11 protein-coding genes are annotated in these 16,841 nt (G+C 67.9%); 2 read left to right on the forward strand and 9 right to left on the reverse strand.

The annotated features are described in order from the left end of the window. Nucleotides 1-172: 172 nt before the first annotated feature. Nucleotides 173-439 carry a hypothetical protein gene (locus ACN27F_RS03130; RefSeq protein WP_421431046.1) on the forward strand — a complete coding sequence of 89 codons (267 nt, stop codon included), beginning with the start codon at nt 173-175 and terminating at the stop codon, nt 437-439. Between the two features lie 98 nt (nt 440-537). Here ACN27F_RS03130 and ACN27F_RS03135 read toward each other — a convergent pair whose 3' ends face one another. Genes ACN27F_RS03135 through ACN27F_RS03150 form a run of 4 tightly spaced genes read right to left on the reverse strand, consistent with a single transcriptional unit; the run spans nt 538 to nt 4,299 of the window. Further along, complete coding sequence (locus tag ACN27F_RS03135; protein ID WP_421431047.1) at nt 538-1,377, reverse strand: DJ-1/PfpI family protein; 840 nt, start codon at nt 1,375-1,377, stop codon at nt 538-540. Continuing rightward, nucleotides 1,374-2,177 carry an ABC transporter ATP-binding protein gene (locus tag ACN27F_RS03140; protein ID WP_421431048.1) on the reverse strand — a complete coding sequence of 268 codons (804 nt, stop codon included), beginning with the start codon at nt 2,175-2,177 and terminating at the stop codon, nt 1,374-1,376. The genes ACN27F_RS03135 and ACN27F_RS03140 overlap by 4 nt, the downstream gene beginning before the upstream one ends. Next, on the reverse strand, nt 2,174-3,244 hold the full coding sequence (locus ACN27F_RS03145; protein ID WP_421431049.1) for a FecCD family ABC transporter permease: 1,071 nt from the start codon (nt 3,242-3,244) through the stop codon (nt 2,174-2,176). The genes ACN27F_RS03140 and ACN27F_RS03145 overlap by 4 nt, the downstream gene beginning before the upstream one ends. Then, nucleotides 3,241-4,299: an ABC transporter substrate-binding protein gene (locus ACN27F_RS03150; protein ID WP_421431050.1), complete on the reverse strand. Its 1,059-nt coding sequence runs from the start codon at nt 4,297-4,299 to the stop codon at nt 3,241-3,243. Before ACN27F_RS03150 ends, ACN27F_RS03145 begins: the two co-directional genes overlap by 4 nt. A gap of 83 nt (nt 4,300-4,382) precedes the next feature. On the opposite strand from ACN27F_RS03150, the gene ACN27F_RS03155 reads away from it, so the two are divergent. After that, entirely contained in the window at nt 4,383-5,351 is a 969-nt protein-coding gene (locus ACN27F_RS03155) for a GlxA family transcriptional regulator (protein WP_421431051.1), read from the forward strand. A 305-nt stretch (nt 5,352-5,656) separates the two neighbouring features. On the opposite strand, the gene ACN27F_RS03160 is transcribed toward ACN27F_RS03155, so the two are convergent. From ACN27F_RS03160 to ACN27F_RS03180, 5 genes are read right to left on the reverse strand one after another with little or no spacing between them, the layout of a single operon-like run. Continuing rightward, nucleotides 5,657-6,934, reverse strand: coding sequence for a flavin-containing monooxygenase (locus tag ACN27F_RS03160; protein ID WP_421431052.1), 1,278 nt, complete (start codon nt 6,932-6,934; stop codon nt 5,657-5,659). Further along, complete coding sequence (locus ACN27F_RS03165; RefSeq protein WP_421431053.1) at nt 6,931-7,938, reverse strand: methyltransferase; 1,008 nt, start codon at nt 7,936-7,938, stop codon at nt 6,931-6,933. Before ACN27F_RS03165 ends, ACN27F_RS03160 begins: the two co-directional genes overlap by 4 nt. Further along, nucleotides 7,931-11,920: a non-ribosomal peptide synthetase gene (locus tag ACN27F_RS03170; RefSeq protein ID WP_421431054.1), complete on the reverse strand. Its 3,990-nt coding sequence runs from the start codon at nt 11,918-11,920 to the stop codon at nt 7,931-7,933. The genes ACN27F_RS03165 and ACN27F_RS03170 overlap by 8 nt, the downstream gene beginning before the upstream one ends. Next, nucleotides 11,908-13,440 carry a GMC family oxidoreductase gene (locus ACN27F_RS03175; protein ID WP_421431055.1) on the reverse strand — a complete coding sequence of 511 codons (1,533 nt, stop codon included), beginning with the start codon at nt 13,438-13,440 and terminating at the stop codon, nt 11,908-11,910. Before ACN27F_RS03175 ends, ACN27F_RS03170 begins: the two co-directional genes overlap by 13 nt. Continuing rightward, a complete protein-coding gene (locus ACN27F_RS03180; protein WP_421431056.1) occupies nt 13,437-16,811 on the reverse strand; it encodes an amino acid adenylation domain-containing protein in 3,375 nt (1,124 codons plus the stop codon). Before ACN27F_RS03180 ends, ACN27F_RS03175 begins: the two co-directional genes overlap by 4 nt. Nucleotides 16,812-16,841 lie beyond the last annotated feature (30 nt).

Here is a 16,841-nt window from a genome sequence, read left to right on the forward strand (position 1 = left end):
GAAACCCGCCAGAGATCAACCAGACACCGAAACGTGACCAAACGCCACAGGCAACCCGAACAACACTCCTCGACAGGAGTCGATGACCTGCACGAACTACCGCCCGTCACGAACTTTGAAGACGCCCTGGGTCGTGTCACGGGCACGGCAAAGTCGAAGCCGGCTGCGTACGTTGTGCGACGACTTGGCCCTCGACCGACGCAACCAGGCATTCGCCACCGGCGCGGAGTCCTGGGAGGTGTGGTGGGCGGCCGTGACGGCCGAACCGATGCTCGCCGACGCGCTCGCCTTGCGCCCGACACTGTGGCCCGACGGTGCGCGTGACTGGACCGGCTCCACACACCACTTCCACGAGTCCGCTCTCCTCGACGCCGGGTTCGCCGAGGCGGGCGTCGTCTGGCAGGACCTCCACGAACGCATCGTCGTCGGACTGCGATGACAGATCTGGCCGACTCTCCTCGTGGCGACGACGGCAGCTGAAACGCCGCGCCGACGGTGTGCCGCACCCACAGCGTACGCGGGCACCTGGACCGGTGATCAGTGTGCTCGAAGGTCGTGCTCGATCGTGGCGAAGAAGTCGTGTGCGAGGGCGGTGAGCTCAGTGCCGGCCGTGTCTGGGGTGCCGGCGCCGAATGGGGGCTGCGGGGCGTATTCGGCACCGAGTTCGAGGAAACGGGCGTAGTCGTTGCCGCGGAGACGTCCGACCAAGGTCAGGGCGAGATCCATCCCGGCTGTCACTCCGGCTGCGGTGAGAATGTTCCCGTCGGCAACGACGCGCTCGTCGACGGGGATGGCGCCGTAGCCGGCGAGCAGGTGTCGCACGGACCAGTGCGACGTGGCGCGGCGGCGGGTGAGCAGTCCTGCTGCGGCAAGGGCGATCGCACCGGTGCAGACGCTGGCGACGGTTGCGGCGGTTGTCCCGAGCCTACGGATCATGGTCATCGCCGCCGGATCGGTGAGCAGGACTTTGGTGTCACCGCCGGGCACGAGGAGCACGGTCGGGGTCTTTGGCACTTCCGCCAGTGTGGTCGTGGGGATGAGCGGGAGCCCGTTCGCGCTGGTGACCGGTTCGGCCGCCGCCCCGGTGGTGGCGAGGTGAATGGTGGCGCCGATCATGGAGGAGAGGAAGTAGTAGGGGCCGATGACGTCGAGGATGTCGAAGCCCGGGTGCAGCACGACGACGAGGTTCTCGTCCCCGCTGAGGGTGACTCCGGGGCGCGCGGCGAGCGCGTTGTGCGCGGTGGCGGAGCGGTCCCACGCGGCCTGCGCGGCGGGGTCGCTGATCTCGCCGCCGGTCGTCGCGGTGAAGGCGTCGTGGAGGGTGGCGAGATGCTTTTGCGCCGCTGCGGCGGTGTCCTGGGGATGGTGATTGGTCATGGTTGGCTCCCTAATGTGTAGACCAGCTGGAGACGTCCGGTCAGGGGGTTGGTGAGTCCGACAGCTCTGACGCCGAAGACCTCGTGGAGCAGGTCGGGGGTGAAGACTGCTTCGGGTGTTCCGACGGCGATGATCGATCCCTGCGAGAGGACGATCACACGGTCGCAGTAGGCGGCCGCGTGGTTCAGGTCGTGCAGGGTGACCAGTGTCGTGATCTGCAGGCTTCGCACGAGCGAGAGCAGTTCGAGCTGGTGGCGGATGTCAAGGTGGTTCGTGGGCTCGTCGAGCACCAGGACGCGTGGCTCCTGCGCGAGCGCGCGAGCCAACTGCACCCGCTGGCGCTCCCCACCGGACAGCGTGCTGACATTACGGTCGGCGAAGGATACGACGCCGGCCGCCGTCATCGCGTGCTCCACCGCACGACGGTCGTCCGCGTCGTCGGCACCGAGCAGGCGGCCGTGCGGAATCCGGCCAGTTGCGACGCACTCGGCGACGGTCAGCTCGAGATCGCTCGGACTGTCCTGGACGACGGCTGCCGTGATGCGGGCGGCCGTGCGAGCCGGCATCGCCCATACGTCCCGGCCATCGGCCTGCACCCGGCCAGTGGTGGGCTTCAGCGTCCGGTAGACGGTCCGGAGCAGGGTGGATTTGCCGCTGCCGTTCGGTCCAACGAGCCCGACGACATCAGCCTCGGCGGTGAGCGCGATCCGCTCGATGATGCGCCGGCCGGCGATCTCGACGCTGACGCCGTCGACGTGCAGTCTGACCCCGCCACGAGCGACGGCATCGGGCCTGCTCATCGGTCACTGCGCCCGGCGCGGCGTAGCAGCCAGAGGAAGAACGGCGCCCCGATCACAGCGGTGAGCAGCCCGACGGGTAGCTCTGAAGGGGCCAGGACCAGGCGGGCGGCGATGTCGACGACGACGAGCAGCACGCCGCCGGCCAGCGCGGAGGCGGGCAGAACCCATCGATGATCGGACCCGACCACCAGCCGAACCGCGTGCGGTACGACGAGTCCGACGAAGCCGATCGCGCCACTGACCGCGACGACGACACCGACGAGCAGCGAGGTAATGATGAACAGGATGAGCCGGACGCGGCCGACGTCGACGCCGAGACTTGCGGCGGTCTCGTCACCGATGAGAAACGCGTTCAGGATGCGGGCCATCAGCACGAGCGCAACCGTGGCGATGACGAGCACGAGGGCGGGCAGACCGAGATCATCCCAGTCGGCGGCTGCCAGGCTTCCGGAGAGCCAGGAGAGGACCTGGCTCACTCCCATGCCGGGCGCGCTCGCGCGCAGGACCAGATAACTGGTGACCGAGCTGAGCAAATACGACATTGCCACCCCTGCCAGCACCAGCCGGTTCGGGGTCACCCGGCCACGACGTTGCGCAAGCAGGAACACGACCAGTGTCGTCACCAGCGCGCCGACGAACGCCGCGGCCGGCACCGAGACCGTCGCCAGCACACCGGTCGCGAGTGTCAGCACGGCCACCGCCGCCACCGAGGCTCCGGAGGAGACGCCGAAGACGAACGGGTCGGCCAGCGGGTTGCGCACGACCGCCTGCAGCACCGCACCGGCGACCGCGAGCGACGCGCCGACGACGAGTCCCAGCAGCGCACGCGGTAGCCGGAACTCCCACACGATCCTCGCCTGCACGTCCGTGGCCGACGACCCGACGCGTGCGGGGATCACATGGTTCGCGATCACCGCGAGCACCCGGTCCGGGCCGATCGGGACGGAGCCGACCGCGACCGAGAGCACCACCGCAACCATGCACGCGATGGTCAGGACGACCACCGCGGTCCGGGGCCGGCGCCAGCGCTCGCGGACCGTGCCCGCCGCAGGCGCCGCAGCACTCACGACGCGGGAACCGGCAGATTCAGGCCCGGATGCAGGCCATTGGCGATCTCAGTCAAGCCCCGCATCACCGAGATGGAGGCGTCCGTGTCGGCGACCGGCACCTCCGCGATCCTGCCGTTCTTGACCGCCGGCAGGTCAGGGAACGTCTGCACCAGGTAGGCGCGCAGCGTCGAGAAGTCCTGGCCAGTGAAGGTTCCGACGAGGATCACATCGGCGTCGCAGACGGCGAAGTCCTCCTTGCTGACATAGACGGAGTCCGCAGGGAAGACATCCGTACCGCCGGCCGTCGTGATGGCGCTGTCGTAGATACCACCGGCCAGCACGATCAGCGGACCTTCGCCGCCGTTGTAGAACGCGACCTTGACGTTCGGCTTGCCCTTCACCGCGTCGACGACGGCCTGCTTCTCGGACTCGAGTTGCGCGATGAGCTCGTGGGCACGGTCGCTGACACCGAAGATCTTCCCGAGATCCCGCAACGTACGAATCGGCGTGTCAAGCGTCATCCTCAGCGCGTCACCGCCGTCGGCGTCACAGACGTTCGCGCCGTAGACCTGGGCACCGCCCCGCTCGATCTCCTCCACCGAGGCGTAGCCCTGCGAGGAGTCGAACGCGTACCCGGCCAAAGACTGCCCCAGAACGAGATCAGGATCCTCGTTCAGCAGCACCTCCTTCGACGGCCAGCTCATCGACGTGCCGATCGACGGAACATCCCCGACCTGCCGCGCCACCGAGGCCGGGTAGTCGGCATAGTCGCCCGCCCTCGCGACGAGACGGTCCCTGAGACCGAGCGCCAGCATCATCTCCGTCGGTGCCTGCCACAGGCTCACCACCCGTTGCGGGGCGGAGTCGAAGGTCAGCGCGCGCCCGCAGTTCTCGACCGATACCGGGTATCCCTGATCCGACGCCGCTGAAGGGTCTGCGGGTTTCGGTGCTGCGGTCGATGCGCATCCGGCGAGCACGAGCACGAGGGTCGCCGCGACCGTTGTGGTGACAGTCGTTTGATTCCTGGTCATGGGTTCCTGTTCTTCATCCGGGCGCGACCGGGATATCTCCACAACTTGTAGAGGCAACCCATCCTCCGGAAGTCCGGTGCCCCCCGACAAGTGGCAGGACCGGCCAATAGCGATAGTTTTCTGCCATGCAACATCCTCAGAGCTGCACGGACTCCAGCCGGCTACATCGCATCGCGGTACTGGCGCTCGAGCACATGCTGCCAATGGAGGTCGGCATGCCGTTCCTCGTCTTCGGCGCACCGCAGTTGCGTTACGAGGTGCTGCTGTGCGGCCGTACGCCAGGCCCCATCGAGACCGATCACGGGTGGCCGATCCTCGCCCCGCACGGGCTCGACGCCCTGGTCACGGCGGACACCGTGATCGTGCCAGCATTCCGCGGCTTCCTCGACGACGTGCCAGACGATGCCCTAGCCGCCCTCAGACTGGCTCACCGCAACGGCGCCCGCATCGCATCCATCTGCACCGGAGCCTTCGCCCTCGCCGCCGCCGGCCTCCTCGACGGCAGGCGAGCCACCACGCACTGGCAGTACACCGACGAACTCGCCCGCCGCCACCCGACCGTCGAGGTCGATCCCGGCGTGCTCTACGTCGACGCCGGGGATGTCGTCACATCAGCAGGTGTCGCCAGCGGCATCGACCTCTGCCTCCATCTGCTCCGTCGGGACCGTGGCGCCGCCGCTGCCAACAAGATCGCCAGCGGGATCGTCGCCGCGCCGTATCGCGAAGGCGGGCAGGCGCAGTTCATCCGCCGCCCGTCCGCTCCACCGCGTCCGGGCGGCCTCGGCGCGACCCAGGACTGGGCGCTGCGTCGCCTCGACCAGCCACTGACCGTCACCGACCTCGCCGACCACGCCCGGCTCCCGTTACGGACCTTCGAGCGCCGATTCACCGCCGAGACTGGCAGCACCCCGATCAGATGGCTCAACGCCGCCCGCATCGACCGAGCACGCGAGCTTTTGGAGACGACCGATGTGAGCATCGAGCACGTCGGCCGGCTCTGTGGCCTCGGCACCCCGGCCAACTTCCGACAGCACTTCCGCCGTGCGACCGGAACCACCCCACGCGAATACCGACGGGCCTTCGCAGCCGCATGAAGCCGCGTGGAGCATCAGTGTTCCGCCCTGACGCGTCACTCCACGCGTTGGAATTCCGACGGGTGCTGCGCTCCGGCTCATCGCGCTGGTCGATGTCCTGGAAGCGGCGGCGGTAGTTCGCGGGCGTGACACCAACGATGCTCAGGAAGGCTCGGTGCATCGTTTTCACAGGGCCGAAGCCGCAGCCGGCTTCACGTGCATGACCGCGAACCGGACCACGATGACGTTCAGATCGATGACGAACACGCCGATAGATCACCCGCAGCTTTTCAGTGGCCATCGGCAGCCCGGCCACACACACCGGATCATCCACCGAGCTGCTTCTCCAAACGATCAACCAATCGGGTTGTCGCCTTCATCTGCGACATCCACTCGCCACGGACAACCTCCATCCGAGTCTCAGGCACCTGTCGATGGAAAGCGTCGACAGGAAGGCCGTTACGTTCGGTGAGCCGCAGCAGGCGCGCGACGAGCCTGGTCTGCTGGCCGAACACCGGCAACTGCGGCCCGCGCGGATCTGCGAGGCCGATGAAGTAGAGCCGTTGAAGTCCGACGGGAACGGTCATGCCCGCAACGCGCAGCGGGACGCCGTCAGCCCACCGCAAAAGCGTCGAATCCAGGAACGGCAGCGTGATCCGGTAACCAGTCGCCCATAGGATCGTGTCGAAGTCGCGAGCGGTTCCGTCGGTAAAACGTACCGTCTGTTCCTCGATGCGGTCGATGGCCGGCACGACCTCGATGCGGCCATGCTGGATCCAGTACAGCAGGAGCGTGTTCAGAACTGGCGGCTGATCGTTGAGATTGCGGGTCAGTGGGAGCGGCAGGCCCGGATACGCCTCGGGCGGACCGGCCACGATGTGCACGAGGACCCGCATGACGCGCTCCTGGATCCGTGGCGGAAGCCGCGCGAGCCAGGCGATCTCCGAACGGGACCGTCCGAAGAACGCCTTGGGTTGAAACACCCTGCCCTGACGTATCGATATTGACACGTCCAGCCGGGCGTTCACCATGTCCACGGCGAGATCACAGCCGGAGTTGCCGGCGCCAACCACCAGAACCCGCTGACCGACGATGTCAGCGGGACCCCGGTACTGAGAGGAGTGCAGCGACCGGCCGGCGAAGTCGGCTGCGTCCTTCGGCAGGTGCGGATCCCAGAAGTGGCCGTTCGCTACCAGAACGCCGTCGAACCGACGGCGCAGGCCGTCCGAGGTACCAACCCACCACCCGTCCCTGCCCTGCGGGCCCTCCGGCGTCACGCTGGTCACCTCCGAGCCGAACCTGATGTGCCGGCGCAGACCAAAACGATCGGCGAAAGACGTGATGTAGGCGCACATCTGGGCACGGCTCGGGTATACCGGCAGGTCCGACGGCATCGGAAACTTCAGAAAACCCGAAACGTTCCGAGAGGAAATCAGGTGCAGCGAGTCGTAGGTTTGGTGCCACTGCCCACCCACATTCTCGCCGCGTTCGAAGCACTCCACCGCGAACCCTTGCGCGGTCAGCACCTGTAGCGCGGCCAGCCCGGCGGCACCTGCCCCGATCACGCAGTACCGGGGAACATCGCCGGATGCCGGTTCAGTCATGGAAGCATCACGCCCTCGACCACGTGAATCGGCGCAGGCGTGTCGATAACGGCGTTCACCCGCAGACCGGCTCTTTCGAAGAGCCGCTCGTACTCCGGCCTGGTCCGCTCCCGGCCACCGATGAGGATCATCATGATGTCGAGCAGCTTCCCGTACGACGGCGTGTTGCCAGGGGTGATCACATCCTGCAACACCAGCACTTTCGCATCGGGCTTCATCGCACGCCGGACCTGGCTCAGGATCGCGATAGCACGGTCGTCGTCCCAGTCGTGCAGGATGTTCTTCAGCAGATAGGCATCAACTCCAGCAGGCACCGACTCGAACATGTCACCCGAGACGATTTCCGTGCGGGCAGCGATGTCGCCTGACAGGAATTTCTCCGCCCGTGGTGTCACGTGCGGAAGCTCGAAGAGAATTCCGCGCATGTTCGGATGCCGGCTCAGTACCGTGGACAGCAGCAGACCATAACCACCGCCAATGTCCGCGACAGTCCCTACCCCGGTGAAAGGGTAGGCGGCCACGACACCGGCCGCCTCGATCGACGAAAGCTCGCTCATCATCTCACCGAACATCTTCGCCCGGTCCGGGTGCGCGGCGAAGTACTCGAAGAAGGTCTGCCCGTGGGCATGTGCCCAGATGTTGTCTCCGGTCCGCAGCCCGTGCAGGAAGCTCCCCCACGCCTGATGGTGCCAGGACTCGCCCATGATGACGGCGAACGCCCGCAGCGACTCCGGGCCGGAGCCGAGGAGACGTCCTTGGTCGGTCAGGTCGAATCGGCCCGCGTCATCCTCAGCGAAGATTCCCTCGCTCGCGAGGGTCCGCAGGACCCGGTACAGCGACGGTGCGTGCGCACCAACCTCCTGTGCAATCTCCTCGGCCGTGCGCGGACCGTTCCGGAGGGTGTCCGTGACACCCAGTGACGCCGCGGCATAGATTGAGTAGGTCAGATAGACGCCACGGCTGATCGTGGTCAGCAGCTGCACCTCTGCGGGCGTTTCAGACATCGGATACTCCTTCAACGAAGCGAGGTTCCTGCCTTGCGGTCACGGCGGACCACCAGTCGTTGATCGCGTTGATCAGCAGGTGGGTGCGGTCCGGGTGGACGATCTCAAAATGGTCGTAGGGCATACGGCGAACCCGCAGATCCGAGCAGAGCTGGGTCCAGGCCGCTCCAGGGTCCTGCCGCCGGGGTACGGCGTCTGCGATGAGCAACAGAGTCGGGGCAGATGTCGGTCGTGGGTCGTGTCCAGTCAAGGCGCGGAGATTTTCCGCGTGCACCGAGGACAATCGTCGGTATGCCTCCCGGTCGGTTCCAGGTGGCACCAGTCCGGCCTCGATCGCGAGCTGGTGGGCAACTCCTTCAGCCGTGCGCTCATCAGCGTCGCGCAACCGCACGACGCCCTGCGGCGGGTGACCGCGAGCGAGATCCGTGAGGAACTCCAGATGCCACTGCCCCGGGTGTGCTGGAAGCCTGCGTGCGGCAGCATCGGAATCGATCATGACGACTCCGCAGCGGACGCCGGTCGTGGCAAGTCCCCGCGCCACCTCGTGGGCCAGCACTCCGCCCATCGACCATCCGCCAAGGAGCACCGGTTCGTCATGCGGCAGCCGCGCGGCGTACGTCCGTGTCAAGTCTTCGAAGTCGACCGGACCAGCCGGGCCATCGCCGGTCAGCGCAGGGCTCTGAAACGCACAGACGGCCCCGGGCCATGCCGCTGCCAACGCGGTGTAGGCCGCCACGGAGCCACCTACCGGATGGAACAGCACGAGCGTCGTCCCTGTGCCGTCGGAGAGCCGCAACGGTCCGTCCGTCCGGGTCGCGGACCGGTCGGTGTTCACTACCTCGGCCAGCGCCCGCGCGGTAGGGCTTCGGAAGACCTGCCCGAACGGAACATCCACCGCGAACCGGTCCCGGATTCGCTGGGTGAGACGCAGCACGAGCAGGGAGTTCGCACCGAGTGAGAACAGGTTCTCATCGGCGCCGACCGCGTCGATCCCGAGTAGTTGCGCGCACAGTGCGGCCACCTGCCTGACGACCAGGGTCAACGGTCCGCCTGTCTCGGCGCGGACGTCCATCACGTCACCGGTCGGTGGGTCAAGACCGGCGAGCGACGTCGCGATGTCGATCTTGCCGTTCGTGTTCAACGCGAACCGCTCGACGATCGCGACCCGGCTCGGCACCAGGTAGTGCGGAAGCAGGGCACGCAGATGCCGAATCAGCTCGTCCGCCGTGAGCTCGGGGTCGTCCGGGACTGCCAGCGCCGCCAGTCGCTGGCCGGCGGTGGCGGATGCCACGGCGCCCACCGCGCATCCGCGTACCCCGGGGTGGCGGTTCAGCGCCGCCTCGACTTCGGCAGGCTCGACCCGGAAGCCGTCGATCTTGATCTGCCGGTCGCGTCGCCCCAGGAACTCGATGGTGCCGTCGGGCCAGTAACGGCCGAGGTCGCCGGTACGGTACTGCCGCTCGCCGGTTCGCGGATGCACGACGAACACCTCGGCGGTACGATCCGGATCACGCCAGTACCCGCGCGCCACACCGGCGCCGCCGATCCAGATCTCGCCGGTTGTCCACGGTGGGCAGAGTTCCCGGCGATGATCCAGTACGCGCATCGTCTGGCCGCGTAGCGGCCTGCCGTATGGCACGGAGCGCCAAGCCGGATCGACCTCGTCGGTCTCGTACCAGTTCGACCAGATCGATGCTTCGGTCGCGCCACCCATCGCGATCACCCGGGCGTCGGGCCACCGTCCCCGCAGCCGGTCCGGCAACTCGGTCGGCACCCAGTCTCCGCTGAGCAGGAACGCCCGCACCGGTGGGACCGGGCTGCTGCCGCATGCTTGGGTGAACAACTCGGCCAGTGCCGGGACGGAGTTCCACACCGTCACCCCGGCCTCGTGTGTCGCGGTGACCCAGCCTGTCGGGTCGGGGTGGGCGGTAGCTGCCGGGAGCACGAGCGCGGCACCGGCGGACAGCGTGGCGAAGACGTCCCAGACCGACAGGTCGAAGCTCAGCGAGGAGATTCCAAAGACCCGGTCGTCCGGCCCGAGGCCGATCCGGTCAGCCACCTCGCGGATCGTGTTCCACGCTGGGCCGTGCTCGATCATCACTCCCTTGGGTGTACCGGTGGATCCGGACGTGTGTATGACGTAGGCCAGGTCGGTCACGGTGTCGACCGGTGCCGCTTCGGGCACGGGCTCACCCTCATCCGGAACCACGCCGTCCAACCTGAGCACTGGTAGCCCTCGATGACCGGCCGGTAGCGACCGAGTGGTCGCGAGCACCGCTGGGGACCCGCAGGTGTCGATGAGCGCGGTACGGCGGTCCTGCGGTAGTGACGCGTCCACGGGACAGTACGCACCGCCGGCCCGCAACACGCCGAGGACCGCGACCACCTGTTCCCAGCCCTTGGCCGCGACAACCGGGACAAGGGTCCCCGGCCCGACGCCGAATCGCCGCAGCCAGGCAGCGACCGCACGGGACCGGCGTTCGAGTCCGGCGTAGTCGAGGACCAGGTCCGGCGCTATCACCGCTGGTGACTGCGGGCGGAGAACCGCTTGGGCCAGGAAGCCCGCCTCCAGCCGGGCCGGCGCGACCGGCTCGGTGTCGTTGTCGACGCTGATCCGCTTCCGGTGATCAGGGGGGATGGCGCTCGGCATGGCGGAGCCTGCGGCCGGGCCGGCCAGCTCATCGAGCATCCGACGGTAGGAGTCGAACATCAGGTCGACCATGCCGTCCGGGTACGCGTCGTCCACACTGTCCCAGACGCAGGTGACGCCGCCGTCGGGGTTGTCGACGAGCTGGTTGTCGATCAAGACCTGCGGTGTGTGGATCTCGGTGGCAGCGCTGCGGCAGGCCGGCCGCCCGATGCCGCGCGAGGCCCGGTTGGTGGCCAGCATGCTGTTGAACACGTAGGGCAGTGCGGCCCGGGTGCTCCAGCCCCGCCGGGCGGCCAGGTCCCGGCTGATCTGTACCCCGCTCACCTGTGCGTTGGCCATGTCGGACCAGAGTTGGCGCTGCAGCCGGACGGCACGGTTCCAGAAGTCGTCCTCGTGGCCGGACTCGACCGCGAGCGGCAAGGTGGCACCGAATTGACCGACAGTGTTTTCCAGCCCGGGAAGTCCGGTGGCCCAGTTCTGGTGCAGGACCGCCACACTGAAGCGCGGCACGGCGGCCCAGGCGCTCAGCGTCTCGGCAAACACATGCAGCATCGCCGTCGCAGGCAGCAGCCGGTGTGCCCGCGCCGCCGCAGTCAACGCCCGCCAGCGGGCAGCGGACAGGCAGGTTTCCCGGCGACGCATCCGGACTCCGGTCAGATCACCGGTCGGACGGGCCAGCGGAAGCTGCGGCGGACCGGGCAGGGTGTCGAGGCGGTCGTGCCAGTAGCGCACCTGGCTGTCGTAGTCGGGACCGGTCCTACGGTCGAGCACGATGCCGAGCAGTTCCCGGAAGGTGCCGGCCGGTGGCAGGACGATCGACGGGTCCTGGCACAGGGCCTGCCATTCCCGCTGCAGCAGGCGTGTCGAACGGGCGTCGAGCAGGAGCAGACTCATCGCGATCTGGACCGTCATCCGACGCCGGCGAAGCAGAAAGGCGCTGACCCGAAACAGCGGCCAGCCGGTGGGCTCGACGCCCTCGGCGGTCAGCCGGGCTCGACTGGCCGCCAGGAGATCTCGCCGCTCATCGGGGGCGAGCCCGGTCAGGTCTGCGACATCAACCGGGGGCGGCACGGCTTCCGCAGCGGTGAGGACGTGGTGAGTGCCGTCGGGAAGGATCTCGGTACGCAGGTGCTCATGCCGCCGGATCAGGGTGGTCAACGCTGCGGTCGCCCGTTCCGGGTCGGCGCCCGCGAGGTCGAACTCCAGGTACATGCTCGGTCGAATGCCGCCGAGTTCGATCATGTCGCTGGCGCCGACCAGGTAGGCGGACTGCAGGTCGGTGAGCGGAAACGTCGCGGAGGTACGGGTCGCAGCCGTACTCAGGTCAACCATGATGCCACCCGTTCTGCCAGAACCATGCAGGTCAGCGCAGGCGGGGCGCTCGGCACCGCCGGCATGGCGGACGCGTCAGCGACGTAGAGTCCCGCCAGCCCGTGCACCCGACCGAACTGGTCGACCACCGCGTACGGGTCCTCGTCCGACCCCATCCGTGCGGTACCCGCCGGATGCCAGCCAGGCACCACGAACCGACGAAGAGCACGTTCGAGCAGATCGTCGTCGTCGACCATACGTGAAGTCCACATCAGGTTCCGCTCCAGTCGTCCGGCGAACGGCGGGGTGCCCATGACCGACCAGGCAAGGCGTACCCCGACTGCCATTCGGCGCAGATCCTGGTCGTCAAGGAGGTCATGGGTGATGACCGGTACCGCCGCGGGGTCCGGCCCGGCGATCCGTACGGTTCCCCGCGCTCTCGGAGACAGGAGCATCGTATTGAGGCACAACCCGGTACGGCCGGCCAACGCCGCGCCGACACCAGGAACTGGCGCCCCGAACACATTGCCGACCAGCAGGACCGTGACGTCGGGGCCTTCTCCTGACGTCGCGAGCCGGACAGCGACCTGGTGCCAGGATTCGGTCGGCGCGCACGTACCAGGTCGCGCAATCATCCACAACGGAATGAGTGGGTGGTCGCTCAAGTTGGCACCCACACCGGGGCGGTCGGCGATCACGGCGACTCCGCAGTCCCGGAGGGCCGCTGCCGGACCGATGCCCGAGCGGAGCAGCAGCGCCGGCGTGTTGATAGCGCCGGCTGTCAGGACGACCCGGGAAGCCGGCACGGTCACGGTGCGGTCGCAGTCGCGCACCTCCACCCCGGTTGCCCGGCTTCCGGAGAACGTAATCCGAAGGGTCGTGGTCCCGGTCAGCACTCCCAGGTTGTTGCGTGAGATCGCCGGAACAAGATGCGTATCGGCGGTCGATACCCGTCGACCGGCCACCGACGTGGTGGGTAGCAGACCGGCTCCGCAGTCGGCGGCGGCGTAGAGGTCGACGTCGCACGGCATCCCGAGCGCGGCGCAGGCACCGAGGAAGGCGGCGGCGATCGGACTCAACTCGGACCGATCGAGGTGGACCACCGGTACCGGTCCACCGTGCGCGGTCTCAAGCTGGTCGAAAAGCGGTGCCACCTGTGGCCAGGCCCACGCGACGTTGCCGGCCGCCGCCCAACTGTCGAAATCAGCGGGCAGCCCTCGTGCCGCGATCGCCCCGTTGACAGCCGACGATCCGCCCAGGGTGCGTCCGATCCGGTATGGAAAGGTGCGCCCGCCGATCCGGACGTCGAAGTCCCAGTTCGCGCCGGTGAGGGTCGGTCTGCCAAGCGGACCGCCGCCGTCTGCCAGGCGGGCCGGACCGGCTTCGATCAGCAGGACTCGCCGATCCGGCTGCTCAGAGAGCCGCGCTGCCAAAACCGCTCCGCAGGTGCCGGAGCCCACAACGACGTCGTCGACGCCAGCGGTCCAGTCGAACCGTGGTCCGGGCAGCGACGGTACGGGCGACGCCAACGCTGTCGTCACCGGGTCTCCCCGGTCCGCACCGCCGCCGCTAGCTCGGCCACAGTTGGTGCCTCGAACAACAACTGCAACCCTTGCTCACCGTCGTCGAAGACCAGACCGAGTTCCCGCCCCATCCGGGACAGGATCGCCACCGCGTGCATCGAATCGGCACCGAGTTCGAACAAGTTGTCGTTCCTGCTCAGTTCGTCCACTTCAAGGATTTCGCGGATGATCGTGTGCAGGCGCCGTTCCCAGTCGTCGACGAGACCCGGATCGTCAGTAGTAGTACCCCGTGCCGGCGCGGCATCTGGTTCCGGCAGCCGCGCCAGGTCGACCTTTCCGTTCGCGGACAGCGGCATCGCCCCGAGCGTCACGTACCGACGCGGGACCATGTACCGGGGCAGCGTGGTACCCAGTGCCTCCTGGACTTTGGCGGGGTCGACCTCGTGGCCCGGCTCCGGCACCAAATAGCCGACCAGTTGTCGGGCGCCGGTCGCCGAACTCGTCCGCACCGCTGCCACCGCCTGGGCGAGTCCCGGCTGGCGGCGAAGCGCCTCGTTGATTTCGCCAAGCTCAACCCGGTAGCCGTTGATCTTCACTTGATCGTCGCGTCGGCCGAGGAACTCGATGTCCCCGTTCGGCAAGTACCGGCCCAGGTCACCGGCACGGTACAGACGCTCGCCGGTCCGCGGGTCCAGAACGAACCGGTCAGCGGTCTGTGCCGCGTCCTCCCAGTAGCCCCGGGCGAGTCCGACGCCACCGATGCAGATCTCACCAATTGCCCAAATCGGACACTCGTCCAACCCGGGAGTCCGGACGTACAGCCGCTGGTTGGCCATTGGCCGGCCATACGGAATACTCGTCCACTCAGGTGGCACATCGCCCACCGGAAACAGCACCGACCAGATCGACGCCTCCGTAGCGCCGCCGAGGCCGACCACCCGAGCATCCGGGCAGCGTTCCCGCACTCGCCCGGGTAGTGCCACCGGAATCCAGTCGCCACTGAGCATGGCGAGCCGCAGTTCGGGCGCCGCGGTGCCGGGCGCGTCCAGGAAAGCCCGCATCAGCGCTGGGACACTGTCCCAGACGCTGACCCGATGGTCACGGGCCAATCGTGACCAGTGCGCCGGGTCACGGACGCCGGAAGGCTCGGGCAGCACGAGCGCCGCGCCGGCCGACAAGGTCCCGAACACGTCATAAACCGACAGGTCGAAACTCAGCGCGGACAGACCCAACACCCGGTCCGCGGAGGTGATGGCGAACCGCCGGTTGATGTCCCGGATAGTGTTCACGGCTGCCGCATGGTCGATCATGACGCCTTTCGGCGCGCCGGTGGAACCAGAGGTGAAGATGACATATGCGAGGTCGTCCGGTGCCGGGCCGCCCGGTAGTGGATCCGTTGAAGCGGCAGCCACCCGGGGCCCTCGGGTGGCCACCACCGTCGGGCCCGGCGGCAGGTCCAGTTCCTCCGCCGTCACCACGGTCCGCACCCGGCAACGCGCCAGAAGTTCGTCCCGCCTCGCGGCCGGCCAGCTGGGATCGACCGGCAGAAACGCTGCCCCGCTCGCGGCGACCCCGAGCACGGCGACAACCTGCTCGATCCCTTTGTCCGCGACAACGCCGACGACCTCGCCAGCGGTGGCGCCCTCCGCACGCAGCGTCCACGCCAGCTGCCGTGCCCGATCGGCAAGGTCGCGGTACGTGATCCGGCCGGTACCCGTCAGCACCGCGTCAGCGCCGGGGGTCGCCTCGGCCTGCAGTTCCACCAGTTCCCAGAGCGTGGTAGGCGGATCATCGGTGTCGGTGGCGTTGACCGACGCCCGCAGCTCCGACTGGTGAGCCGGCAGCCGCACGAGGCAGCCAGGCCGGTGCCATGACCGCGAATCGGTTGCCAGGTCGGCAAGCAGTCCGGCGTGCGCCGTCATCATGTCCTCGACCAGGCCCTCGGCGAACAGTCCGTCCACCGTGTCCCAATTGACCAGCAGACTGCCGTCGACCTCCATGACCTGCAGGTCGAGCCAGACCTGCGGCGTCTGGCTGAGCCCGAACCCAAGCTCGGACAGGAACGCGGAGCCGCCAGGGGTACCCAGAGCGCTGGTGAAGACCACCGGCATCGCTGCCGCCAGTCCGGCCTCCCGCTGGCGGGCCAGCTCACGCAGCACCTGCACACCGGTGAACGACGCGTGTTCCAGGTCACGAAGCAGCTGTTCACCAATCCGCCTAGCCCGGTCGACGAAGGCGTCACCGGACCGGGCTCCTACCTCAAGCATGGTCAACGAGGTGAAGTCACCGAGAACGCGCTCCACATCCGGGTGCAGCGGCGGACGTTCGAACAGAGTGAGGTTGAGCGTCATCGACTCCTGGCCGCCCGCCCACCGGCGGAGGACGTCAGCGAAGGCGGTCATCAACAGCACTGAATCGGTGATGCCGGCGGTACGGGCACCAGCCCGCAGGGCTGCCCACATCTGCGCCGGTATCCGTTGGCTGCGCCGGGTGAACCGTACCTGTGTGACTGACGACGGTGGCCGACGCAGCGGGAGCTCGGGTGGTCCGGGCAGTGCCTCGATGCGGTTCAGCCAGTACCGGCGGGCCTGCTCGTACCGGGCTCCGGAACGCGCGGTCTGGATTGCGAGTACCAGATCGCGGTACCCCACCGAGGTCGGCGCGGGGCGCCATTGCGGTTCACGGTAGCAACGTCGCCACTGTGCGAACAGGAGAGAGATGCTGGCGAAGTCCACGACGAGGATGTTGACGCTCACGTGCAGGCGTAGATGCGCTTCACCGATGCGGGAGGTCCGGACGTCGAAAAGCGGCCAGCTATGCGCCGGTTGTGCCTGGTGAGCCATGGCCTCCCGAGTGCGTAACAGGGCCTGCTCGCGATCAGTTTCCGCGTAGGAACGCAGATCCTGGTACGCGATTCGGTACGGCGGCACCTCGGGCAGGACCCGTTGGGTGCCGTCGGGCCCTACCACGGCGCGCAGCATGTCGTTCGCGGCGACGACCCGGTCGAGAGCAGCGGCGAGCCGGTCCGGGTCGGCGTCGGACCAGTCGCCCTCGACATGGTCGAACTCGAAGTAGCAGTGGGTGGCGACCCCGCCGAGCTCGACAGCTGAGTGCGCACCGGCCCAGTAGGCGTGTTGGATGTCGGTCAACGGGAATGGTTCGTAACGGCCCGCCGGGTCGGCCGACACCGATACGGCGTCACCTGCAGCCTCGCCTCGATCGAGCAGTTCCAGCAGCACGTCCCGCTGATCACGAAGCGCGTCACGCAGTTCGGCGGTGAGCGCACCCGGTGGAGCCGACACGGCGAGTCCTGCGTCGGAGCGATGCAGCCGGACGCCCCGCTGGTGCAGTTCGCGAAGCAACTCGTGAGCGATCAAGTCTTCCTCCATCGCGATGGTCGTAGTCGGCGCGGTACCGTG

The organism is Solwaraspora sp. WMMB335 (assembly GCF_049179075.1).
Taxonomy (GTDB): domain Bacteria; phylum Actinomycetota; class Actinomycetes; order Mycobacteriales; family Micromonosporaceae; genus Micromonospora_E.

Coding starts and splice junctions, on each gene's coding strand:
- ACN27F_RS03135 (WP_421431047.1), bottom strand. CDS start 1,377: ATGACCAATCACCATCCCCAGGACACCGCCGCAGCGGCGCAAAAGCAT.
- ACN27F_RS03140 (WP_421431048.1), bottom strand. CDS start 2,177: ATGAGCAGGCCCGATGCCGTCGCTCGTGGCGGGGTCAGACTGCACGTC.
- ACN27F_RS03155 (WP_421431051.1), top strand. CDS start 4,383: ATGCAACATCCTCAGAGCTGCACGGACTCCAGCCGGCTACATCGCATC.
- ACN27F_RS03160 (WP_421431052.1), bottom strand. CDS start 6,934: ATGACTGAACCGGCATCCGGCGATGTTCCCCGGTACTGCGTGATCGGG.
- ACN27F_RS03165 (WP_421431053.1), bottom strand. CDS start 7,938: ATGTCTGAAACGCCCGCAGAGGTGCAGCTGCTGACCACGATCAGCCGT.
- ACN27F_RS03170 (WP_421431054.1), bottom strand. CDS start 11,920: ATGGTTGACCTGAGTACGGCTGCGACCCGTACCTCCGCGACGTTTCCG.
- ACN27F_RS03180 (WP_421431056.1), bottom strand. CDS start 16,811: ATGGAGGAAGACTTGATCGCTCACGAGTTGCTTCGCGAACTGCACCAG.